This is a genomic window from Corallococcus exiguus (assembly GCF_009909105.1).
In the GTDB taxonomy this organism is placed as follows: Bacteria; Myxococcota; Myxococcia; order Myxococcales; family Myxococcaceae; genus Corallococcus; species Corallococcus exiguus.
Map to the genome: position 1 here is coordinate 523,007 of NZ_JAAAPK010000005.1, position 20,608 is coordinate 543,614.

The 20,608-nt window shown below is 69.7% G+C and carries 21 protein-coding genes; 7 read left to right on the forward strand and 14 right to left on the reverse strand.

Features of this window, described 5'->3' with window-relative positions; translation table 11 throughout:
* Together GTZ93_RS22340 and GTZ93_RS22345 are read left to right on the forward strand one after the other, a co-directional pair.
* Positions 1 to 969 carry a hypothetical protein gene (locus tag GTZ93_RS22340; protein WP_139916793.1) on the forward strand — a complete coding sequence of 323 codons (969 nt, stop codon included), beginning with the start codon at positions 1 to 3 and terminating at the stop codon, positions 967 to 969.
* 128 nt (positions 970 to 1,097) lie between these two features.
* Complete coding sequence (locus tag GTZ93_RS22345) at positions 1,098 to 1,634, forward strand: Uma2 family endonuclease (RefSeq protein ID WP_120580398.1); 537 nt, start codon at positions 1,098 to 1,100, stop codon at positions 1,632 to 1,634.
* Between the two features lies 1 nt (position 1,635).
* On the opposite strand, the gene GTZ93_RS22350 is transcribed toward GTZ93_RS22345, so the two are convergent.
* On the reverse strand, positions 1,636 to 2,448 hold the full coding sequence (locus GTZ93_RS22350; protein WP_139916795.1) for a hypothetical protein: 813 nt from the start codon (positions 2,446 to 2,448) through the stop codon (positions 1,636 to 1,638).
* Complete coding sequence (locus tag GTZ93_RS22355) at positions 2,445 to 4,904, reverse strand: TonB-dependent receptor domain-containing protein (protein WP_180946035.1); 2,460 nt, start codon at positions 4,902 to 4,904, stop codon at positions 2,445 to 2,447. Before GTZ93_RS22355 ends, GTZ93_RS22350 begins: the two co-directional genes overlap by 4 nt.
* 117 nt (positions 4,905 to 5,021) lie before the next feature.
* Between GTZ93_RS22355 and GTZ93_RS22360 the strand changes: the two genes are divergently transcribed.
* Positions 5,022 to 5,909, forward strand: coding sequence for a hypothetical protein (locus tag GTZ93_RS22360; protein ID WP_139916799.1), 888 nt, complete (start codon positions 5,022 to 5,024; stop codon positions 5,907 to 5,909).
* Between the two features lie 36 nt (positions 5,910 to 5,945).
* On the opposite strand, the gene trxA is transcribed toward GTZ93_RS22360, so the two are convergent.
* The 5 genes from trxA to GTZ93_RS22385 all read right to left on the reverse strand — a co-directional run bounded on the left by trxA (position 5,946) and on the right by GTZ93_RS22385 (position 10,873).
* Positions 5,946 to 6,329 carry a thioredoxin gene (gene trxA, locus GTZ93_RS22365; protein WP_120580394.1) on the reverse strand — a complete coding sequence of 128 codons (384 nt, stop codon included), beginning with the start codon at positions 6,327 to 6,329 and terminating at the stop codon, positions 5,946 to 5,948.
* A gap of 9 nt (positions 6,330 to 6,338) precedes the next feature.
* A complete protein-coding gene (locus tag GTZ93_RS22370) occupies positions 6,339 to 6,662 on the reverse strand; it encodes an FKBP-type peptidyl-prolyl cis-trans isomerase (RefSeq protein WP_120580393.1) in 324 nt (107 codons plus the stop codon).
* A 166-nt stretch (positions 6,663 to 6,828) separates the two neighbouring features.
* Entirely contained in the window at positions 6,829 to 7,995 is a 1,167-nt protein-coding gene (locus GTZ93_RS22375) for a hypothetical protein (protein ID WP_180946034.1), read from the reverse strand.
* 201 nt (positions 7,996 to 8,196) lie between these two features.
* Complete coding sequence (gene nadE / locus GTZ93_RS22380; RefSeq protein ID WP_139916803.1) at positions 8,197 to 10,089, reverse strand: NAD(+) synthase; 1,893 nt, start codon at positions 10,087 to 10,089, stop codon at positions 8,197 to 8,199.
* Between the two features lie 127 nt (positions 10,090 to 10,216).
* Entirely contained in the window at positions 10,217 to 10,873 is a 657-nt protein-coding gene (locus GTZ93_RS22385) for an LON peptidase substrate-binding domain-containing protein (protein WP_120580390.1), read from the reverse strand.
* Between the two features lie 117 nt (positions 10,874 to 10,990).
* Here GTZ93_RS22385 and GTZ93_RS22390 point away from each other — a divergent pair, with 117 nt between their 5' ends.
* Positions 10,991 to 11,581, forward strand: coding sequence for a YqaA family protein (locus GTZ93_RS22390; RefSeq protein ID WP_121762262.1), 591 nt, complete (start codon positions 10,991 to 10,993; stop codon positions 11,579 to 11,581).
* A gap of 6 nt (positions 11,582 to 11,587) precedes the next feature.
* Here the strand turns inward: GTZ93_RS22390 and GTZ93_RS22395 are convergent, their stop codons facing one another.
* Complete coding sequence (locus GTZ93_RS22395; protein ID WP_315967342.1) at positions 11,588 to 14,050, reverse strand: ATP-binding protein; 2,463 nt, start codon at positions 14,048 to 14,050, stop codon at positions 11,588 to 11,590.
* Between the two features lie 211 nt (positions 14,051 to 14,261).
* On the opposite strand from GTZ93_RS22395, the gene GTZ93_RS22400 reads away from it, so the two are divergent.
* Positions 14,262 to 14,483, forward strand: coding sequence for a hypothetical protein (locus GTZ93_RS22400; RefSeq protein ID WP_120560975.1), 222 nt, complete (start codon positions 14,262 to 14,264; stop codon positions 14,481 to 14,483).
* 121 nt (positions 14,484 to 14,604) lie between these two features.
* On the opposite strand, the gene GTZ93_RS22405 is transcribed toward GTZ93_RS22400, so the two are convergent.
* Together GTZ93_RS22405 and GTZ93_RS22410 are read right to left on the reverse strand one after the other, a co-directional pair.
* Positions 14,605 to 14,796 carry a hypothetical protein gene (locus GTZ93_RS22405; protein WP_120560974.1) on the reverse strand — a complete coding sequence of 64 codons (192 nt, stop codon included), beginning with the start codon at positions 14,794 to 14,796 and terminating at the stop codon, positions 14,605 to 14,607.
* 92 nt (positions 14,797 to 14,888) lie between these two features.
* The gene (locus tag GTZ93_RS22410) at positions 14,889 to 15,095 is read right to left on the reverse strand and encodes a cold-shock protein (protein WP_120547587.1); all 207 of its coding nucleotides are present in this window, start codon (positions 15,093 to 15,095) and stop codon (positions 14,889 to 14,891) included.
* Between the two features lie 356 nt (positions 15,096 to 15,451).
* Here GTZ93_RS22410 and GTZ93_RS22415 point away from each other — a divergent pair, with 356 nt between their 5' ends.
* Positions 15,452 to 16,585: a fatty acid desaturase family protein gene (locus GTZ93_RS22415; protein WP_126933053.1), complete on the forward strand. Its 1,134-nt coding sequence runs from the start codon at positions 15,452 to 15,454 to the stop codon at positions 16,583 to 16,585.
* 77 nt (positions 16,586 to 16,662) lie between these two features.
* Here the strand turns inward: GTZ93_RS22415 and GTZ93_RS22420 are convergent, their stop codons facing one another.
* The 4 genes from GTZ93_RS22420 to GTZ93_RS22435 all read right to left on the reverse strand — a co-directional run bounded on the left by GTZ93_RS22420 (position 16,663) and on the right by GTZ93_RS22435 (position 19,420).
* Positions 16,663 to 17,322 (reverse strand): HAD family hydrolase, encoded by a 660-nt coding sequence (locus tag GTZ93_RS22420; RefSeq protein ID WP_139919471.1) that lies wholly within the window; start codon positions 17,320 to 17,322, stop codon positions 16,663 to 16,665.
* Between the two features lie 114 nt (positions 17,323 to 17,436).
* Positions 17,437 to 18,015, reverse strand: coding sequence for an ExbD/TolR family protein (locus GTZ93_RS22425; protein WP_120574843.1), 579 nt, complete (start codon positions 18,013 to 18,015; stop codon positions 17,437 to 17,439).
* Positions 18,016 to 18,033: 18 nt separating this feature from the next.
* The gene (locus tag GTZ93_RS22430; protein WP_139919472.1) at positions 18,034 to 18,522 is read right to left on the reverse strand and encodes an ExbD/TolR family protein; all 489 of its coding nucleotides are present in this window, start codon (positions 18,520 to 18,522) and stop codon (positions 18,034 to 18,036) included.
* A 154-nt stretch (positions 18,523 to 18,676) separates the two neighbouring features.
* Positions 18,677 to 19,420: a MotA/TolQ/ExbB proton channel family protein gene (locus GTZ93_RS22435; protein ID WP_120574841.1), complete on the reverse strand. Its 744-nt coding sequence runs from the start codon at positions 19,418 to 19,420 to the stop codon at positions 18,677 to 18,679.
* Between the two features lie 314 nt (positions 19,421 to 19,734).
* Between GTZ93_RS22435 and GTZ93_RS22440 the strand changes: the two genes are divergently transcribed.
* On the forward strand, positions 19,735 to 20,598 hold the full coding sequence (locus tag GTZ93_RS22440; protein WP_139919473.1) for a GspE/PulE/PilB domain-containing protein: 864 nt from the start codon (positions 19,735 to 19,737) through the stop codon (positions 20,596 to 20,598).
* The last annotated feature ends 10 nt before the right edge of the window (positions 20,599 to 20,608 follow it).

Genomic DNA, 20,608 nt, shown 5'->3' on the forward strand with positions numbered 1-20,608 from the left:
ATGCGTCTCTCCTCCGCCACCTTCCTGTTCGCCACCTGTGCCGCCCTCGCGCTGAGCGGCTGCGATGACGACGCCCCCATCGTCACGCCAGACGCCGGCCTCCCGACGGACGCGGGCTCCGATGCGGGCACCGGCACCGACGCGGGCACGACCGCGTCCACCGCCACCGTCACCACCGCCCATCCTTCCGAGGGCGAGACGGACGTCTACCCACTGGAGATGTACCTGGACGCGTCCGGACAGACGCCGGTCATCGCCTTCCGCAAGGTGCTGATGCTCACCTTCAGCGAGCCCATGGACCCGTCCGCCGCCCAGGTCACGCTGCACGACCGCACGGACACCACCGTGCCCGCCCGCGTCCTGACCGGCACCTGGTCCGAGGACGCGCGCACGCTCACCGTCACCGTGCCGCGCACCGAGGAGAGCACCCGGCCGCTGGAGGTCTCCACGCACCACGCCCTGGCGCTGGACGCGCTGAAGGACGCGGCCGGACGGGCGCTGGCAGCGGCCACCGTGGGGCTGGGCGGCGACACCGCGCTGGACTTCACCACCGGCGAGCGCGCCCCGGAGCTGGAGCACGCGTGCACGCACACGCTCGTCAACACGCCGGAGGCGGTCACCGCGGGCCGCACGCCCTTCGACTTCCCGCCTGACACGCACACCGGCCACGCGCGCTACGACGTCACCTTGCGCCCGGGTGAGTCGGGCTTCGGTGGCTACACGGGCTTCATCTCCGACCCGGAGAACGCCGAGCACGTCACGCTCTACCTGAACCAGCAGGTCCCCACGAAGGTCACCAACGACACGGCGGGGACGGACGTGGCGTCGGTGCTCGCCCCCGCGCGGTTCATCTGCGCCGGCATCACGCACACGGTGACGTTCACGTCGGAGCCGGGGGATCAGATCCACCTGTTCCAGTTCGGTCCCGTGGCCACGGAGCACCTCCAGTTCGTGCTGGAGCGCGAATAGCAATCCCCCTCAGCCCGAGGGGAGGGCGTGCGTCCACCAGGACAAGGTGGGCCACCCCGCCGGTCCAATGCCGCGTGAAGGTCTGCCCGCTACGGTGACGGTATCTCTCGGACCCGGAGGCCTACCGCATGCGCCACGCCGCTCCCCGAAGGACGCTCGCCCCTCACGAGGAAGTGCAGACGTTGCCCCACTACCTGGTGGGCGAAGCACTGGATGGCATCCTCTACGTCTCGTCGCCACCCATCACGCGCAAGCAGGGCATGACGCCGCTCATGGGACGCGCGCCGGAGGGCTGGTGGTGGACCTCCGAGCCCCGGCTGCTGTTGGGCGAGGACGTGCTCGTCCCGGACCTGGCGGGCTGGATGAGCGGACGGCCGCCGACACTGCCGGATGGCTCGTTCATCGACCGCGTGCCGGATTGGGTCTGCGAGGTGCTTTCGCCCGCCACCGCGAAGCTGGACCTGACCATCAAGCTGCCGCGCTACGCCCGCGCGGGCATCCGACACGCGTGGATCATCAACCCCGTGCACCGCGTGGTGGAGGTGTTCCGCCAGGACCACGAGCGCTGGGTGCTGCTGAACACCTTCGTGAGCGAGGACCGCGTGCGCGCCGACCCCTTCGGCAAGGCGGACCTGGTGCTCGCGCCGTTCTGGACGCAGGTGTGAATCACACCGCGGGCTCCCACGCGCCCGTGAATGCGTCGAAGCGGCGCACGTTGACGCTCAGCGCCCGGTACACCTGCGTGTCCGTCCCCACTTCCACCGGCGTCCCATCCGCGGGCACCGTCAGCCGCTCGAAGCGCGCGCCGGTGAACCAGCGGTGCGGCTGCGGCTCCAGGACGAAGAGGCCCTCGTCATCCAGGTCCACCTCGATGGGCACGAAGTCCACGCGCTGGAGCTCCACGGGCGGCGGGAAGTCCATCGCGACGCGGAAGGGCACGCGCACCGAGTCCTGGGTCGCGACGCCCTCCAGGAACAGCGAGCGCCCCTCCATCACGTCCGCCTCCGCTCCCAGGGCGCTCGATGGCGGCTGGAGCAGCAGCGACAGCGACAGCGCCATGCCCGCGATGCCAGGAGAGCGCCCCAACACGCGCGCCTGCCCTGCGTCCGCGAGCAGGTCGAAGACCCCTTCTCTGTCCCACTCGCCCAGCACGCGGCCCCCGGAGAAGAAGTCCCCTTCGTGCGCGTGCGCGGTGGGCAGCAGCACATCTCCCAGGCGGCGCAGCAGGGCCTGGGGCTGGAGGGGCGAGGCCTTCTCGAACAAGTAGATGGGCCCCAGCACCAGGCGCGCGGTGGTGAGCGTCACGCGCCAGCCGGTGTCGGTCGTGAAGGCGCCGACGGTGGACTCACCGGACGCGAGCGCCGTGCGCAGCCCCATGCGGAAGGTGATGCTCCGGCCTCCAGTGCCGGACAGGCCACAGCCCGCCGCGAGCGCTCCGCCCAACATCCACGTGAAGGCACGACGCGAGTAGTGCTTCATGGCCGGTCCTCCTGGAGGTCCAGGTACACGGTGAGGGTGCCGCGCACGGTGCGGGGTGCACCGGCGGAGAAGTGGCGCGTGGCCAGCAGGGACGCGGGCGCATCGGGGCCACGGAAGTTGGACACGTAGTTGAACTCGGACTCCCGCCAGCGCGCGTCCAGCAGGTTCTCCACGGACAGGCCCAGCTCCACGGCGCGCCAGCGCGCTCGGGCCGCCACGTCGAAGAGGAAGATGGACTCGCTGTAGCGATCCAACGGCAGGGGCTTGGGCCCGATGGCGCTGTGCCCCAGCGCCACGCTCCACCCCACCGGCTGCCGGGCCACGGTGGCCGTGCCCCGCCACGACGCGTCCACGCGCCCCAGCAACTGCGGGATGTACGGCAACACCGCGCCATCCCACAGCCTCCATGAGGGCGCCCCGGGCAACGGCTGCGTCGCGCGAGCCCACGCGAGGCTCGCCTGCACGTCCAGGTGTTGCTCCCACTGGAAGCGCGCGCTGCCGAACGCGCCCAGCCGCTGCGATGGGCCAATGGGCTGGTTGCGCCCCGTCGTCTCGCTGAACACCAGGTCCTGCGACACGCGCGTGGCGAACACCGCGCTTCGCAGCTCCAGCGAGGACGGACCGTCGCCCCACCGCCAGCCCAGGCCCGTCTCCCCGGATGTCACTCGCGCGTAGGGCGCGAACTCCGCGTCGGACAGGCCCGCCGCGTCGCTGGAGCGCGCCCCCAGGCCCGCGCTGGTCAACCACGTGAGGCGCGGCGTCAGGCGCACCTCCGCGCTGGCGCGAGGGCTGGCGAAGAAGCCATAGGCCTCCACGGACTCCTCCGGGATGCGAGCCCCCTGCCGGTCCTCCGCCGGCCGGTTCAGGTCCTCCACGCCGAACAGGAACGTGTCCACGCGCACGCCGCCGCGCAGCGTGAGCCATTCCAGTGGCGCGCCTCGTAGGGACAGGTACGCGCCCAGGTTCGTCACGCGCACCTGGTTGTCGAACACGGTGGCGTAGGGCGCGCCGCCCTTGTCGCGCAGGCGCCGCGCGCGGGTGTGCACGTTGTCGTAGCGGGCCACGTAGCCCAGCTCCACCGGCTGCGGCTGCCCCCACCAGGTGAGGCCCGGCGTGTAGCGGCCGCGCAGGCCCACGGTGGTGCCCTGATAGGACTGCTCCGTGTTGTCGCCGCGCTGGGCCTCGCCGATGGGAGGCGTGTCCTGGAGGAAGCCGGTGAAGTTCTCGCGGCTGCGCATCTGCCGGGCGATGGCGAAGGCCTGCTGCACGAAGCGGCCTCCGCGCTCCAGCCGGGACGTCAGCTCCACGGAGGCCATGTGGCGCTGGCTCGCGCCGCCCTGGTTCGGATCGTAGAGGCAGAAGAACTGCGAGTCCGCATCCGGCTCACACGGCAGCCGAGCGTCCACGACGTCTGTCTCACGCACCACGCCTGCGGAGCCATAGCGCGCGCCGTAGCTCGCGCCGAACAGGCGCAGCTTCGTCTCCGGGCCCAGGCGCAGCTCCGTCTGGGCCATCAGGCCCGCGTTCGCGTACGCGCGGTTGGGACCGAAGCCGTGCCCCTGGCGCAGCAGCACGCCGACGAAGGTGGCGGCGGTGGACTCGGGTGGGCCCCACACCAGGGACAACCGGCGCGACGCGAAGCTGCCGTAGCTGGCGGACGCGGTGATGCCCCGCTGCTCCAGCCCCAGCTGGTACTCCACGGTGCCCGCCACGCCGAAGTCGCCCTGGGACGGATCGTACGGACCCTCCGTCACGCGCAGCGACTGCACCAGCTCCGGGATGATGAAGTACGTGTCCGCGTAGCCGTGACCGTGGGCGTTGGAGACCTCGTTGAGGGGCACCCCGTCCAGGCGGATCTCCACGTCCTTGCCTTCGCCCGCGTCGAAGCCGCGCAGGTAGACAGTCTCCGCGTGCCCTTCCCCGCCGTGGTTGGCCAGCATCACCCCCGGCGCCAGCAGCATCAGGTCCGTGGCTGAATTGCGAGGCACGTCCGCCAGCTGCCCCACCGTGATGTGGAAGTCGCCCACCGCGACTGGAGGCGGAGCGACGGACTGCCCCCGCACCGTGGTGGAGAACGCGGGTGGCTCCGGCTTCGGAGGGGGTGCGGACTCCTCCACCTCCACCACAGGCGACGAGGCCACCGGCTCGAACATCACCGGCACGTCCACCCGCACCTCCAGCGGTTCTTCTCCCTGGCACGCAGGCTGGAAGCGCCAGCGCAGGGCCGCCGACATCGCGGCCCGGTCGAACGCGGTGCCCCCGGACTCGCGCACCTCCACCTGGGACACTTCGCCCCCGCTGTCGATGGTCAGCCGCAGCAGCACCCGCACGGCCTCTGTCAACGGTGGGACGTCCGCCGGCATCACGGGCGGCGGTGCCTCCACGGGAACGGGCGGCGTCACGGGCGCTTCGGGCGACGCGCTCAACAGCCAGAGCACCAGCGTCGGGATGAACACGGGCAACGACCTCGGCCTTCGGGGCCCACCCGGCACGGGCAGCCTCTCCAACGGCCGTCCGTGGATATCGCAACCCAGACTTGACTTGCAACATAGTTACAAATACCAACCGGATGCATGAACCGACGAAGCAAGTGGACCCGGGGCCTGCTGCCAGGCGCGCTGGCGCTCATGGCCTCCGGCTGCGGTGACGCCGTGGCGCGAGGCGACGTGCGGGTGTCGTTGAGCGGCGGGGACGGCACGCAGCGCGGCTACGCGGATCACCTCTTCCAGGACGGCTGGTCCGTGCAGTTCACGAAGTACCTGGTGTCCCTGGGCGACTTCACCCTCACCTCCGCGGCCGGCGACGTGCACGCCACGACGGAGCACCTGCTCGTGGACGTGCAGAAGGGGGACGTGCCGCTCACCGGCCTGACGGGCCTGGAGGCGGGGCGCTACGGCGTGGCCTTCCGTGTGAGCCCTCCGGAGGCCCGCACCGTGGCGGGCACGTCCGTGTCAGCGGACGACCTGGCGATGATGCGTAAGCGCGGCTTCAGCTACTTCGTGGAGGGCCGCGCGCAGAACCGCGACCCCACGCTGGGCCTCTACACCTTCCGCATGGGCTTCCCCGTCGACGCGCGGATGGTGGACTGCATCAACGGCGTGGACGGCACCCAGGGCATCGTCGTGCCGGAGAACTCCGTGGCGGAGGCGGAGGTCACCATCCACGCCGAGCACATGTTCTACGACCGGCTGGGCACCCACCGCGGCGTGCAGCTGCGCTTCGAGGCCATCGCCGCCACCGCGGACGCGAACCACGCCATCACGCCGGAGGGACTGGCCTCCCAGGACCTGCTCGACCTGCGCGGGTTGGACGGCGGCGAGCTGCGCGACGCCCAGGGCCAGCCTGTCGTCTACCAGCCCGGCGCCTACGCCCTGCGCACGCTCCAGGAGTTCGTCACCCAGAGCATCGTGGATCAGGCGCACCTCAACGGCGGCGGCGTCTGCACCGTCGCCGCGCCGTAGGGCCTCCCCGTCACGCAGGAAGGCCCCGGCGGGACCTCAGGCCTTGGGGGCTTCCTTCGCGGCGCGCTGCGCTTCGACCTCGCGCCGCACGTCATCCATGTTCAGCCCGCGGACCTGCCGGAGCAGATCCTCCAGCGCCGCCGCCGGCATCGCGCCCGGCTGCTCGAACAGGAGGATGCCGTCCCGGAACACCATCAGCGTGGGGATGGAACGGATCTCGAAAGCACCAGACAGCTCCGGCTGCGCGTCGGTGTCGATCTTCCCGAACACGATGTCCGCGTGCTTGGTGGAGGTGCTCTCGAAGATGGGCGCGAACGCGCGGCAGGGACCACACCAGGTCGCCCACCAGTCCAGGATGACGATGCCGCTCTTGCCCACCGTCTCCTTGAAGTTGTCCTTCGTGATTTCGAGCGTCGCCATGAAGTCCTCCTACTTGACGTCCAACAGCTCCACCTCGAACAGGAGGGTGGCGTTGGGGGGAATCACACCGGCCGCGCCGCGCGAGCCGTAGCCCAGCTCCGGCGGGATGGTGAGCTTGCGGACGCCGCCCACCTTCATGCCCGCGACGCCCTGGTCCCAGCCCTGGATGACCTGGCCCGCGCCCAGCCCGAAGGTGAAGCCCTGACCGCGGTCCCGGCTGCTGTCGAACTTCTTGCCGTCCGTGAGGGTGCCCACGTAGTGCACCGTCACCCGCTTGCCCGAGACCGCTTCCGCCCCGGTCCCGACCTTCACGTCTTCCACTCCCAAGCTCATGCCAGGCTCCTCAAGGCGGAAATCCGCCGTGGAAAGATGGGCACTCTAATGCCGGGCGCAGCCTCCTGCCTCCCTGAATGCCCCGCCCTGGACCGGAATAAAGGTGACGGCGGGGCCCCGGATGATTCCGGACACCCCGCCGCCAGGTCCTGCCATGGACTTCAGGTCAGAACGTGCCACCCACGTTCAGCGTGGTCGTGTAGCTACCGCCGCCCGACGGGTCGCTGCCGCCCGGAGCGATGTCCGGAGCGAACTGCTTGTCGAACAGGAAGTTGTAGTAGCCACGCAGGTCCGCGGTGAAGCGGCCGAAGTGGCCGCGCACGCCCACGCCCGCCGGGACGTTGCCCACGGTGTCGTCGCTGTAGCCGAGCGACTCACCGCCGCGGAAGTGGTAGTTGCTGATGCCGATGCCGCCCAGCAGGTAGGGCTGGACCGCCGTCGGAGTCACGGCCAGGGTCAGGGCCGCCTGACCACCGTTGCGCACCAGGTCCGGACCGTCATCCGCGCCCGCCGAGCCCGCGTTCTTGATGTTGTTCAACGCGCCGGAGTAGCCGACTTCGATGCCCAGCACGGACGTCGGCTTGAGCGACGCCGTCACGGCCGCGGAGGGACCGGGAGCAAGCTGCGGAGCCAGGGCGCCGGTGTAGCCTTCCACACCGCCACCGATGAGGAGCGTCAGGCCCTTCTTGTTGTTCTTGCTCTTCTTCTCCACCTCCAGCGGCTGGATCTCCTCATTGGCTGACGCCGAGGGCGTGTAGCTCGGAGGCGGCGTGGTCACGCCGCTGCCGCCCGTGGCCGGCTCGCCGTGCAGCGAGCTGTCACGCTGGCTCATGCCACCGCTGCTCGTGCCGGACGGAGGCGGAGGCGGAGCGGGAGGCTGCGCCGCGGGAGGCGGCGCCTGAGGAGCCGGCTCGATCGGTTCGCTCTGCGGCTCGACGCCGCTGGAGCCACTGCCGCCCACGCCGGACGGGTTCACCGGCTCGCAACGCATCGGCGTGTTCAGGTAGACCACGCCGCTGCTACCGGTGCCGCTGGAGCTGGGGCTGCTCAGGCCCTGGTCGCTGGTGCCCAGGTTCTTGCTGCTCTTCGAGGACTCATCGATCGACCCGGACGAGCCGCTGCCGCCCGTGCCCTGAAGCGATTCATCCACCGGCGCCTCCTCGATGGTGAGGTCCTCCTCCTGGACCCCGCCCTGAGGGGATTGCGCCGACATGTCCTTGTTCTTGTCCTTGTGCACCGCGGCCTGCCCTGGAGGGCAATCCTTCTCCGCCGCACCCGCGCCCGTCCCATACATGAGCGCCGCGATGGCGCCCGCCAGAATCTTCGCTTTCATCCAACCCTCCTTCGTCGACTGACTGACATGAAGGTTGTCGTGCGAGGGACATCCGGCAAGCCTTGCACAGGTGGTTAAAGACAGCCGACCTGCCCGCTTGCCCTCCAGGGGGGAAGGCGTGGCTTCAGAGCCACTTCACGGGGGCGGGGGGCTTGAACGCCTCCCCGTCCACCGTCAAAGACAGACATCAATAGACATCCGTCACGCTTGCCGCAGCCAGGCCGAACCGGTGACGACAGGCAATTGCAGCGCGCGTTCGCGGTCCAGGTCCAGATTGCCGATGTGCAGCGACAGCGGCGCCTGCACCCACTTGTAGATGGACTGATGGAACAGGCGCACGAAGCGGTCCACGTACCCGCCCAGCCGGTCCGCATCCACCTCCGGGAACATCGCGGTGAGCGCGGTGCGCATCTCCGACGGGGTGAGCTTCTCGCCCGCGTGCAGGTAGAAGCACGCGTCCAGGATGGGGAAGGGCATCAGCTCCTCCTCACCCACCTGATCATGCGCCAGCTCCGGCCCGGCGGGCTTGGCCAGCACCTTGCGGATGCCCTCGTAGCCGGTGGTCTCCTGCAGGTAGTCCAGCAGGTACATCACCACCGTCTTGGGGACGTTGGCGATGACCGCGAGCGCGCCCATCAGGTCGCCGCCGATGGTGGTGTAGCCCACGGACTTCTCGCTCATGTTGCCCGTCTGCAGGAACAGGCCGCCGCAGGAGTTGCTCCAGTTCCACATGCGCTGGGCGCGGATGCGGGCCTGGATGTTCTGCTCGGTGATGGGGGTGAGCTTCGTCTCGCCCAGCATCGTCTGGGCGGCGGCCTTCTCCCGCTCGAAGGCCTCTTCGATGGAGACCACCTGGAAGGGCACGCCCAATTCGCGCGCGATGGTCTCCGCCGCGTCGCGCGTCTGCAGACTGGAGTACGGGCTGGGCATGTAGAACGCCTGGATGAGCGAGCCCGGGTTGTCCGGCCGCGCGCGCTTCGCGTACCGGTGCGCGACGAGCAGCGTGAGCAGCGAGTCCCGTCCGCCCGACAGCGCGATGCCGAACAGCTTGAAGGCGCGCGTCTTCTCGAAGTAGTCGCCCACGCCCAGCGACAGCGCGTCCAGGATGTCCTCGCACAGCGCCACGCGCGCGGTGCGGCGGGTGTCCGGCGCGGGCAGGAAGAAGCTGCGGTGCGCGGGCACGGGATACGTCAGCTTCTGGCGCTGCGTCTTCACCGCCTGCGTGCAGTCCAGGGTGGGCACCTTCCTGCCACCGGCCGTCACCCAGTCCTCGCGGTCCACGCGCCAGGTGGTGTTCTCCGTGCGCAGGCGCAGCGTGCGGTCCAGGTCCACCACGGCGGAGCTGAAGCCCTGCTGGAAGCGCGGCGTCTCCAGCACGTGGCGGCCGTTCTGGTTGATGAAGCCGCCGCCGTCGAAGATGAGGCCGTCGTTGCTGCCCACCGCGTTCGCGTAGGCGATGGTGACCTGGTGGTCGGACGCGCGCGTGGCGATGAGCTCGCGGCGCGTCTCCCAGAAGCCCAGGCGGAAGGGGGACGCGGACAGGTTCACCACCAGCTCGCCGCCGGAGTACGCGCGCCGTCGCATGGGGCCGTCCGCGCTCCAGATGTCCTCGCACACCTCTGGCGCCAGCGTGCCGAAGTCGAACTGGAAGAGGTAGTCACCCAGCGGCACGCCCCGGTGCGTCTCCGCCATGCCCGGCTGGCCGTGGCCGAAGGTGCGGCCCTCGTAGAAGACGTTGTACGTGGGCAGCTTCTCCTTCGGCACCAGGCCCAGGACCTTGCCGCCCGCCACCACCGCGGCGCAGTTGAGGCGCACGCCCTGGTGGGCCACGCCCACGCCCACGATGCTCACCAACGGCAGCGCCGCGGTCTCCCTCGCGAAGCGCTCCAGCTCCGGCCACTGGTGGTCGATGAAGCCCTGCCACTGGACCAGGTCCTCCGCGGGGTAGCCGGCAATCACCTGTTCGGGGAAGACGCCCAGCGTGACGTCGTCCGCCGCCATCTTCCTCGCCAGGTCCAGCACCCGGTCGGTGTTCGCCTGGAAGGCGCCCACGGTGGTGTTGACGCTGGCGATGCCAATCTTCACGAGCCGCATGGTGCGTCGCTCTCCCTCAAGAAGGCGTGACGCCCCCGAGCAATGCGCGCATGGGGGGGCCAGGGCAAGCGGATGATGCGGCCCTGGGCCCCGAGGCGTTCAGTTCCCCCGCCAGGAGGGCCTCTGGCTAGTTCAGCGGTCCGCTGGGGCGCACCGGCTGCAACTGGCTCAAGAGGTCGCTCACGTCCACCAGCACCTGCTCCAGGCGGCGGCGCACGTCCAGCTCGCCCAGCAGCTCCTGGCGCCGTCCGGGCTCCGGCACCAGCGCGGACGCCACCACGTCCGCCAGCATGCCCCCACCGGCGCGGGCGGCCACCGGCAGCAGGCTCTCCGCGAACGAGGGCGGAACCCTGCCCGCCAGCTCGAAGACGGCCTGACGCAGCTGCTCCTCCTCCGGCCCGGTGTAGAGCGGATCCGCCAGCACCTGGGCGCGCACCTGACGGTAGAGCGTGTCCGGCGACAGCTCCTTCACCATCTGTACGCGGCTGACGCCCTGCAGGAGGATGTTGTAGCGCCCGTCCTCCACCTGTTCGTCCCAGACGATGACGCCCGCGCACATCAGGGGCTGCAGCGGCGGACGGCCCTCGTAGTTGCCCTCCCAGCCCGGCTCCAGCTGGCCCAGCGCCAGCACCCGGTCCGTGGCCAGGGCGTCCTTCACCAGCGCCCGGTAGCGCGGCTCGAAGATGTGCAGGGGAATCACGGTGTGCGGGAACAGGACCGCCGACGGCAGGGGAAACACCTTCAGCGCACCGGCGGCGCGTTCCACGGTTTCTTGTGCGGTCATGGTCACCCTTCCCCGTGTGTAAGCCCCCGGGGCATGGGGCGCATTCCAATCAGGCAGGCGCCCGGGCCCGGGGTCCCGGTGGCAAGGGCCCCGGGTTCCGCTAGGGTGCGCCCCCGAATGTCCTCTACCGAGCCTTCCTCCCAGACCTCCCCGGCCACCCCGGCCGCTGACGCCCCGAAGCTGTCCTGGTACCGCCGGCTGTACCTGCGCGTGGAGGCCGCCTCCTCCACCCCGCACGCGCTCGCCACGATGATGGCGGTGTCGGTGGTGGATGGCTCCGTCTTCCCCATCCCGCCCTTCGCGGTGCTGGTCCCCATGGTCCTGGCCCAGCCGAAGAAGTGGGTGCGCTACTGCCTGCTGGGCACCCTGGCGAGCCTGGTGGGCGGCCTCATCGGCTACGGCCTGGGGGCGTTCGTGGGCGAGGGCATCACCCAGCTGCTGCACATCGACCTGAACGTGCGAGTGGACCGCTTCGGCGTGTCCGGCACGGTGGGCGAGCTGCTGGGCCAGAACTTCTGGGTGCTGGCGCTCCTGTGCTCCATCCTGCCCACGCCGTTCAAGATCGTCGCCATCGGCAGCGGCCTGGTGTCGGTGCCGCTGGAGCGCTTCCTGCTGGCGTCCATCATCGGCCGCTCGGTGCGCTTCTTCCTGGTGGGCGGAGTGGTGCGCTTCTTCGGCCCCACCGCGCGCAAGTGGCTGCGCGTCTGAGCTGACTCAGCGGGCCTGGCCGCGGCGCGTACCGCCCACCGCCAGCTTTGGGGCGCTGCCCTCCAGCACCGCCTCCACCGTGGACAGCAGCACGTCCGGGCGCACCGGCTTCTCCAGCACCTGGAGGGCCACCGTCTCCACGAACGCGCGCGCCTCCGGGGATGACGCACCTCCGGAGATGAACACCATCCGAGACGCCAGCGCGGGCGCCTCCTGCTGGAGCCACCGGTACACCGCGATGCCGTCCATGCCCGGCATCTGAAGGTCGCACAGCACCACGTCGAAGGACTCGCCCGCGGCCACCTTCGCCAGCGCGTCCTCGCCGCGCGTGACGGTGACGACCTCGTGGGCAGGCTCCAGGAGCAGGCGCATGGACTGCGCCAGCCGGGGCTCGTCGTCCACGATGAGCACCCGCCCGCGCCGCCCGGAGGCCGCCGGCTCTGGAGTCTCCTCATCGCGCGCCACCGCGTGCAGCGACGGCGGGCTCCCCGCGCTCTGCACGGGCGCGGGCGGAAGGAGCAGCGTGAAGGTGGCGCCCTGGCCCGGCACGCTGTGCACGCTCAGTTCGCCCCCGTGCGTGCGGACAATCTGCTGACAGATGGCGAGCCCCAGGCCGGTGCCCTCGTCGCTCCCCTTGGTGGTGAAGAACGGGTCGAAGATGCGCGGCAGCACGTCCGGCGGGATGCCGCCGCCCGTGTCCTCCACCTCCACGCGCGCATGGCCGGACGCGTCCGTGCGGGTGCGCACGCGCACCTCGTGGCGGCCGGGGTCCCCTTCCGGGATGGCCTGCAGGGCGTTCACCAGCAGGTTGAGCAGCACCTGCCCCAACCGCGCCTCGCTGCCCATCACGCGCGGCACCGGTCCGAAGTCCTCCACCAGCCGCGCGCGCGAGCGCAGGGCGTGCAGCACCACGCGCACCGCGGGCGGCACCAGCGCGTTCAGGTCCACCAGTCCGCGCTCCGGCGCGCCCTCGCGGCTGAACACCTGCAGGTCCCGGACGATGAGGCGGATGCGCTCCGCGCCCTCCTGGGCCCCGCGCACGCTGGAGAGCGCGTCGCGCACCCCAGACGGAGGCTGCGCCCCTTCCGCCGCGAGGCTCGCCGCCAGATTCTTCCGGGCGGCCTCCAGGTTCAGCGCCAGGTAGGCCAGGGGGTTGTTGATTTCATGGCCCACGCCCGCGGCCAGCGTGCCCACGGCCGCCACGCGCTCGGCGGCCACCAGCCGCGCCTGCAGCTCCTTGGTCGCGGTGACGTCGCGGTGGGTCGCCACGAAGTGCGTCACGGCCTGGCCGTTGGCGCGCACCGGGGACAGCTGCATCTCGCTCCACACCCGCGTGCCGTCCGGCCGAGTCAGCGCCACCTCCGCGCGCAGCGAGCGCTCCTCGCGCAGCGCCTCCAACAGCCGCTGCCGGTCCCCGCCGTCGGCGGACGCCAGCAGCTCCCCCGGCTCCGCGCCGACGAGCTCCTCGCGCCGCCGGCCCACCAGCGCGCACAGGGCCTCGTTGACGAAGACGGTGTGGAGGCCGCCCGACTCGCGCACCTCGCAGATGAGCACGCCCTCGTGCACCGCGCGCACGGTGGTGGCCAACAACTCCAGCAGCTCCACCGCCTGGCGGCGCTCCGCGCGCGCCGCCGCGAGCAACAGGCCCGTCAGCGCGGTGATGCCGATGAAGAGCTGCAGCACCACCAGCCCCCGGTGCGGCAGGTCCACCGTGAAGAACGGGCCCAGCTCCCGCGCCGTGCCGGCGATGGCCGCCAGCGCGATGGAGAGCGAGGACAGCGCCGCCCCCCGCTGCCCGAAGCCCAGGGCCCCCCAGGCCATCAGCGGGAAGAGCAGGAACGTCATCGCGTGCGCCGCGGCGGAGCCCGGCCGAGGGAAGGCGAAGACGCCCACGCACACCATGACCGTCAGCGCCGTGAGCAGCAGCACCTCCCACGAGCGCGCCATGCGCCGCGGCCTGCGCAAGAGCAGCACCGGCGTCACCAGCAGCATGCCCAGCAGGTCCGCCATCCACCACAGCCAGCCGGAAGCGCCCCACTCCGCGGCGGGCACCACCCCGCCCAGCACGAGCCCCAGCGTGCCCATCCCCGAGCCCAGGAGCGCCCCCAGCCCCGCGCCCGCGCCCAGCCACACCACGTCGCGCACGCGGTGCAGCTCCCTCGCGCCCCCCATCCGTTGGAACAGCAGCGCTGGCAGCACCGCCTCCAGCGTGGAGCCCAGCACGACGGACAGCCCCACCCCCGGAGTCACCCCCATGGCGTACGCCACCGCGCCCGCGCCCAGCGCCACCGCGGGCCAGCGAGACACGCCCAGGAGCAGCAGCCCACCCAGGGCGACGCCCGACGGCAACCACACGGGACAGATGTGGCTCTGCTCCGCGGCCAGCGACAGGGCCACCCTCGCGGCCACCAGATACACCGCCGCCAGCGCGAGGACCTCCACGAGGCCCCGGACCGGGAACGCCGCCACACGGGCCTGAGGACGACCTTGGATGATGAATCCCCCCGTCCCTTCCAGGCCGTGACACCAGGGCCGGAGGAACATGCGTCATGCTAGCGGGGAACGCAGTGCGTTGCACCCCATCCGCCAGTACGCCCGCCCGGCGGGCAGGCGGTGTCCGGCAGGGGATGCAATGGACACACTTGGGGGCCGTAGGAAGAGGCAAGGAGGAACGAAATCCATGTCGCGTCCCGGTCTTGCTGCGCTGCTGTCGTTCTTCATCCCCGGCGTGGGGCAGATCTACAACGGTGACATCCTGCGCGGGGTCTTCTGGCTCATCATCACCCCCGGCTTCTGGTTGGGCACGGGCGGCATCCTCGGCTGGGTGTGCCACGTCATCGCCGCGGCCACCGCCTACAACCGCGCCGAGGACAAGGAGCGGATGAGATACGGCATGGGCTAGTCACGCGATTCCGGAGCTCGGGAGCCCGAACGAGCGCGGACATGAAAAAGGGGCCCACCGGCCCCTTGCCCACCGCCGCCCCGGTGCCCTCATGGGCCGGGGCGGTGTCGTTGCATCAGCCTCAGGTGTTGAACGCGTCGGGCAACGGCTGCGGGCCCGGGATGATACCGGCGATGTCGGGATCTTCTTCGCCCGGCCCGCGAGTCGGACGCTGGTCCTTCTCGGTCTTGCGCCCGGCCTTCTTGGCGTCCTTCTCGCGCTGCTTCTGCGCGCGCGCCATCTCCTTCTGCCTCTTCGTGGACCTTCCCTGCATGGAACCTCCTGGAAAACATTGGCCGAAAAAGAGGCCCGGCCCCGTCAAGGCCGGACCTCGTGGATGCGTGAAGAGCAGCCGAGCCGGTAGGCTCAGCCGACCGGGCGGACGTTCTCCGCCTGGAGCCCCTTGGGGCCCTTCTTCACCTCGAACTCCACCTTCTGGCCCTCGGCCAGGGTGCGGAAGCCGTCCGACTGGATGGCCGTGTGATGGCAGAACACGTCCGGACCACCGCTGTCCTGCGTGATGAAACCAAAGCCCTTCGCATCATTGAACCACTTCACCGTACCACTTGCCATGATCTGCTTCCTTGTCCCACTGGCAACCCTGCGAAATCGCCGGACTGCCCGCCCCCATATTTTGGGGCGAAGACCGCGCCTTAACCCTGAACAGGCATGAAGTCGAGCCGGGAACCACTCCCGGTCTCCCTCACGCCGACGAAGGTAACAACCTCGATCTCGGGGTGAAACGCCTTCTCGGGGCGGTACATTTCCCGCTGGCTGACGCTCCAGGCAACCAGGGGTAACAGGTTTCGGGCCCGGCGGTGTTTTGGAATAGTTTCTACCCCCGAACACTTCCGCCTGGACGTGTCCTATCGTGGAGTCCGCTCGTCCCGCTCCACCTTGCCGTCCCCTCTCGTGAGGCGTCCCTCCCAGTGACAAACCCGACCCGTGTGACCTTTGGCCAGCGCGATGCCTCTTTCGCGGAAGACCTGAAGCGGCGCGTCTCCGAGTACTTCGAGACCCGGAACCTCTCGCAGCGGGCCAACAAGGCCATGTACGTGAAGGCCCTCTCCATCATGGGCTTCACGGGGGGCGTCTACGGCCTGCTGCTCAGCGGCTACTTCAACGCCTGGGGCATGCTGGGCCTGGCGGTGCTGATGGGCGTGGCCATCGCGGGCATCGGCTTCTGCATCGGCCATGACGGCGTGCACGGCTCCTACAGCGACGACGCGCGGGCGAACGCGGTGGTGGGCCTCGCGTTCGACGTCATCGGGGCGAACAGCTACATGTGGCGCATCACCCACAACGTCCTCCACCATACCTACACCAACATCCAGGGCATGGACGAAGACCTGACGGTGAGCCCGCAGCTGCGGCTGTCGCCGCACAGCGAGTGGAAGGCGTACCACCGCTTCCAGCACCTGTACGCGTTCGTGGCCTACTCGCTGACCACCGTCTTCTGGGTGTTCGCCAAGGACTACAAGTACTTCTTCCAGAAGGACCTGGGCCCCTACAAGGACAAGAAGCACGCGCCGGCCGAGTGGGCCCGCCTGATTGCGATGAAGGCCGTGTACTACGGCTGGACGCTGGTGATTCCGTGGCTGGTGCTGGACGTGACCTGGTGGCAGTTCGTGGTGGGGCAGCTGGCCATGCACATGACGGCGGGCTTCATCCTGGGCATCGTCTTCCAGCTGGCCCACGTGGTGGAGGACGCGGAGTTCCCCCTGCCTGACACGGAGGGCAAGGTGGAGGACGCGTGGATGGTGCACCAGCTGCGCACCACCGCGAACTTCGCCCGCAAGAACCGCCTGCTGAGCTGGTACGTGGGCGGGCTCAACTTCCAGGTGGAGCACCACCTGTTCCCCAAGGTGTGCAGCATCCACTACCCGGCCCTGAGCGAAATCGTGCAGGCCACCGCCCACGAGCACGGCCTGCCCTACATCGAGGCGAAGACCTTCCGCAGCGCCGTGGCGTCGCACTACCGGATGCTCAAGATGCTGAGCCGCCCGCCCGCGGTGGACGCAGCCGCGGAGCAGTCCAAGTCGAACCTCGCCGTGGCCGCCTGATCCACGAAGCCACCTTGCGGTAACCCAGGGGCCGTTCTCCTTACGCTCACGCGAAGGAGGCGGCCCCTTCCGCTTTCTCAGGGGGCCGCGGTCCGGAGCGCGGCCAGCAGCTCGCCCGCCGAGGAGACCACCGCGCGAGCCCCGTGCGCGTGCAGCTCCTCCGCCGTGCGGAAGCCCCAGGTGACGCCCACGCCGTACATGCCCGCGGCCTTCGCGGTGTCCATGTCCACGGAGGTGTCCCCCACGAAGCCGCACGCGTCCGGCGCCACGCCCAGCTCCGCCGCCAGGGCCAGCGCCGCGGTGGGGTCCGGCTTGCGCGGGATGCCCGGCCGCTCGCCGTACACGGCCGTGAACGTCACCCCCGGCAGGAGCCGCGCCGCCAGCCGCTTCACGAAGTCGTCGGACTTGTTGCTGAGCACGCCCAGCCGAGTGCCTTCCGCCGCCATCTCCGCGAGCGCGGCCTCCACGCCCGGGTAGGCGCACGTCCGGTCGAACAGGTGGGTGTCGTAGTAGGCGTGGTAGGTGGCCAGCACCTGCCCCTGGAGCGCGGCCGGCGCGCTGGCCGTGGCCCGCTCCGCGAGCTTCGCCACGCCCTCTCCCACGAAGCGCAGGTAGGCGGCCTCCGGGTGCGGCGGCAGGCCATGCTGCGTGAGCGCCTGGTTCATCGCCGTGGCGATGTCCCCCAGCGAGTCCACCAGCGTCCCATCCAGGTCGAAGAGCACGGCGCGCAGGCGCATGACGGCGGAGAGCCTTTCTTTGCAAAAACGCGAACGCCCCGACCCATGCAGGGTCAGGGCGTCTTTTGTAAAGCGCGGATCCCGGAACCGGCCGGGATCCGCCGCGAAGCTGGGTTACGGGGTGGCTGCGGCGGTCTTCTCACCGGCCGCGGCGCCACCGGCCTGGATGACGGCGAAGTTGATGTTGTTGTAGCCGGCCGTGGCGCAGCTGAACATCACCCGCTTGATGACCTTGAACTGAACGTCCTTGTTGGCCTGGATGTTGACGTCACCCTTGAAGGTTTCGCCACCGCCGGCCATGGAGTGCAGGTCCTCGAACTGCTTCTTCATGTCCCGCAGCTTCTCTTCCAGCGCGGGGATGTTGAGGTACTCGTCCTTGGTGAGGTCCTCCACCCGGCCCACGATGGTGCCCGACACGCTGACCTGGTCGTTGGACACCATCACCACCGGGTGCATCTCCACTTCCTTCACGTTGACTGCTTCGGGAAGGACGATGTCCTTGGTCATCATCAGCACCTCGCCCGTCGCGGAGAAGTTCGCGATGAGGAAGAGCACGATGATGACGAACATGTCGACGAGCGGGGTGATGAGCAGGTCCGCGTTGCCGTTCTTCTTGCCGTGACCGCCGTGGCCGAAGACCTTGGAGTGCTCCAGCCGCTTGCCGTACCGCTTACCGGGAACCTTGATGCCCATGGCTTGGGTGCTCTCCTGTTAGCCCATCGCCGCGGAGACCGACACCTGGGGCAACCCGGAGCCGATGCACTCGTCGATGATGCGGACCAGGTCCTCGTAGCGGACCAGGTCCTCGGTCTGAAGGGTGATGGCGGACTGGTCCGGCAGCTGCGCCTTCAACTCCTTGAAGCGCGCCACCAGCTTGGTCAGGTCCGGCCGGCCCTTGTCATCCCGGGTGAGGGGAATGGGGTCGAAGGTGCTCTGGTCGGCGGTGAGGCGCATCTCCGTGGCGGACACCAGGAGGGTGAGCTGGACCGTCTTGGTCGTCTCCTCCTTCTGCTCTTCGTCCGTGGAGGCCCCGCCGGCCTGCGACACCTGGAGACGGCCAATCTGGGTCCAGACCGCCGTCATGATGAGGAAGCTGATGGTCACTGCCATCAGGTCGATGAAGGGCACCATGTTGATGGCGGTATCGAGCGGCTTCTTGCCACCCTTCCCACCTGTGCCCAGGTCCATTCCGCCGGCCATGGCGACTACCTCCCTGCTCTACCGCGCTCTTCGCGCACGAACGACGTTCAAGAAGACTCTGGGGACGGACGCGCCTGTCTGGGTCCACCACTTCGGGGCTACCAGACAGCGCGCCGGTACATCCGGTTCCAAACCGGCGCTGCCGTGAGGAGGACTACTCCTCGGCGTGCGCGTGGGCGGACGCGGGGATGTTCAGGTTCTTGAACTTGTCGCGGTTGGCCACGATGAGGTTCAGCACGGAGACGCTGGTCTCGTTGATGTCGTTGATGAGGCCCTGGGTGCGGCCCATCAGCACGGAGAAGGCGATCAGCGCCGGGATGGCCGTGAGCAGACCGAAGCCCGTGCAGTTCATGGCTTCAGAGATGCCGTTCGCCAGAATGGTCGCCTTGTCGGCCGGGTTCACGTTCGCCACTGCCTCGAAGCAGGTGATGAGACCGTTCACCGTGCCCAGGAGGCCGGCGAGCATCGCCGCGTTGCCGAGCATCGCCAGGTAGCCCGTGCGAGCCTCCAGGCGGGGCGTCTCACGCAGGCTGGCCTCGTCGAGCGCCGCCTGGACCTCGTCCTGCCCCTTCGGCACGTTCATCAGACCGGCCTTGATGACGTTGGTCAGCGGCGTGTTCTTCTGGCCGGCCACGTAGTTGATGGCCTTGTCCAGGTCGCCCGCGTAGATGTGCTTCTTCAGGCCGCGCAGGAAGCCTTCCTTGTTGATGGAGGCCTTGCCGAACAGGACGATGCTGCGCTCGATGATGATGGAGAGCGCGACCACCAGGCAGACCGCGATGGGGTACATGCCGGCCTGACCGGATTCCCAGCGGCGCCCCAGCTCCTGCAGGAAGGTCTCATTGCTTCCGCCGGCGTTGGCGAGAACGGACAGATTGGCTACAAACCCCAGGTTCATCACGGAAAGCCTCCAGATGGGCGGCGCGGCGCGCGCTTGCGAGCCGTTCCGCACTGCTACCGGCCGGGTGGACATCCACCCAGGTCAGCAGCAGGAATTTTGGATCACGGTGGCGCCGAGTCTAGGAACCGCTCCCAGGCGTGTCAAGGCAGGCACCCTCAGCGTTAGTTACTGAAATCTCACAGGAATTTTGCGTTGGCTCGCGGCTTGCCAAGTCGCTCCACAGGGCAAGTACCAGGCCCTTTCCAGCGGCTTGCGCAACAGGCGTGCCAGCGATTTGGGCACCTTCGGGTGACGTGTTAGGCGGGGAAACCATGGCCAGGAAGCGCATTGGTGAGCTGCTCGTGGAGCGCGGCGCGATCACCCCCGAGCAGTTGGAGGCGGGGCTCGCGGCGCAGCGGCAGACGCGGCAGCGGTTGGGCGTGACGCTCATCGGTCAGGGCGCCATCACGGAGGCCACGCTCGCGCAGGCGCTGAGCGAGGCGCTGGGGATGCCGCAGGTGGACCTGGCGGCGATCACCCCGGACTGGGCAGCGGTGCACCTGCTGCGCGCGCGCTTCTGCGAACAGCACGACCTGTTCCCCTACGCGTTGGAGAGCGTGGGCGGCAAGCGCCAGCTGGTGGTGGCCATGGCGGATCCGCTGAACATCACCGCCATCGAGGAGATTGAGTTCACCAGCGGACTGAAGGTCAGCGGCCGGGTGACGGCGCTGTCCGCGGTGCGCGGCGCCATCCTGCGCTACTACCACAAGGTCCCCGTGGCCTCGGGCTCCCGCCCCGCTCCGGCGCGTCCGCCCGCAAGGGCCGCTCCGGCGCCCGCGCGGCCGGCCGTGGTGGAGGACGACGAGGAGGTCATCGTCGGCGAGGAGCTGCCCGCGTCGGAGAAGACCCAGCGCACGTCGCTGGCGGACCTCATCCGCGAGCGCGAGGAGCAGGCGAAGCGCAAGCGCGGCGGCGCGGTGGACAAGGGCAAGCCGCGGGCTCCTGCGTCCGGCGGGGGCGGCGGCGTGCTGGACGACCTGGACTACCTCTTCGGCCAGGCGGCGCGCGAGGAGCCGGACCGGCTGGAGGAGCTGGAGCGCCGCTTCTGGGCGCTGATGCGCATCATGGCGCGCAAGGGCCTGCTCTCGAACGAGGAGTTCCGGCGAGAGCTGGACGACGAGGGCGGCGAGGGCTGAAGCGCCCCGC

What these genes read in the sequence shown, in the direction of transcription:
- GTZ93_RS22370 (WP_120580393.1), bottom strand. Translation starts at nt 6,662, where the DNA reads ATGAGCTTGGGAGTGGAAGACGTGAAGGTCGGGACCGGGGCGGAAGCG.
- GTZ93_RS22405 (WP_120560974.1), bottom strand. Translation starts at nt 14,796, where the DNA reads ATGCAGGGAAGGTCCACGAAGAGGCAGAAGGAGATGGCGCGCGCGCAG.
- GTZ93_RS22345 (WP_120580398.1), top strand. Translation starts at nt 1,098, where the DNA reads ATGCGCCACGCCGCTCCCCGAAGGACGCTCGCCCCTCACGAGGAAGTG.
- GTZ93_RS22410 (WP_120547587.1), bottom strand. Translation starts at nt 15,095, where the DNA reads ATGGCAAGTGGTACGGTGAAGTGGTTCAATGATGCGAAGGGCTTTGGT.
- GTZ93_RS22430 (WP_139919472.1), bottom strand. Translation starts at nt 18,522, where the DNA reads ATGGCCGGCGGAATGGACCTGGGCACAGGTGGGAAGGGTGGCAAGAAG.
- GTZ93_RS22360 (WP_139916799.1), top strand. Translation starts at nt 5,022, where the DNA reads ATGAACCGACGAAGCAAGTGGACCCGGGGCCTGCTGCCAGGCGCGCTG.
- GTZ93_RS22435 (WP_120574841.1), bottom strand. Translation starts at nt 19,420, where the DNA reads ATGAACCTGGGGTTTGTAGCCAATCTGTCCGTTCTCGCCAACGCCGGC.
- GTZ93_RS22400 (WP_120560975.1), top strand. Translation starts at nt 14,262, where the DNA reads ATGTCGCGTCCCGGTCTTGCTGCGCTGCTGTCGTTCTTCATCCCCGGC.
- GTZ93_RS22420 (WP_139919471.1), bottom strand. Translation starts at nt 17,322, where the DNA reads ATGCGCCTGCGCGCCGTGCTCTTCGACCTGGATGGGACGCTGGTGGAC.
- GTZ93_RS22440 (WP_139919473.1), top strand. Translation starts at nt 19,735, where the DNA reads ATGGCCAGGAAGCGCATTGGTGAGCTGCTCGTGGAGCGCGGCGCGATC.
- nadE (WP_139916803.1), bottom strand. Translation starts at nt 10,089, where the DNA reads ATGCGGCTCGTGAAGATTGGCATCGCCAGCGTCAACACCACCGTGGGC.
- GTZ93_RS22425 (WP_120574843.1), bottom strand. Translation starts at nt 18,015, where the DNA reads ATGGGCATCAAGGTTCCCGGTAAGCGGTACGGCAAGCGGCTGGAGCAC.
- GTZ93_RS22385 (WP_120580390.1), bottom strand. Translation starts at nt 10,873, where the DNA reads ATGACCGCACAAGAAACCGTGGAACGCGCCGCCGGTGCGCTGAAGGTG.
- GTZ93_RS22340 (WP_139916793.1), top strand. Translation starts at nt 1, where the DNA reads ATGCGTCTCTCCTCCGCCACCTTCCTGTTCGCCACCTGTGCCGCCCTC.
- GTZ93_RS22350 (WP_139916795.1), bottom strand. Translation starts at nt 2,448, where the DNA reads ATGAAGCACTACTCGCGTCGTGCCTTCACGTGGATGTTGGGCGGAGCG.
- GTZ93_RS22375 (WP_180946034.1), bottom strand. Translation starts at nt 7,995, where the DNA reads ATGAAAGCGAAGATTCTGGCGGGCGCCATCGCGGCGCTCATGTATGGG.
- trxA (WP_120580394.1), bottom strand. Translation starts at nt 6,329, where the DNA reads ATGGCGACGCTCGAAATCACGAAGGACAACTTCAAGGAGACGGTGGGC.
- GTZ93_RS22390 (WP_121762262.1), top strand. Translation starts at nt 10,991, where the DNA reads ATGTCCTCTACCGAGCCTTCCTCCCAGACCTCCCCGGCCACCCCGGCC.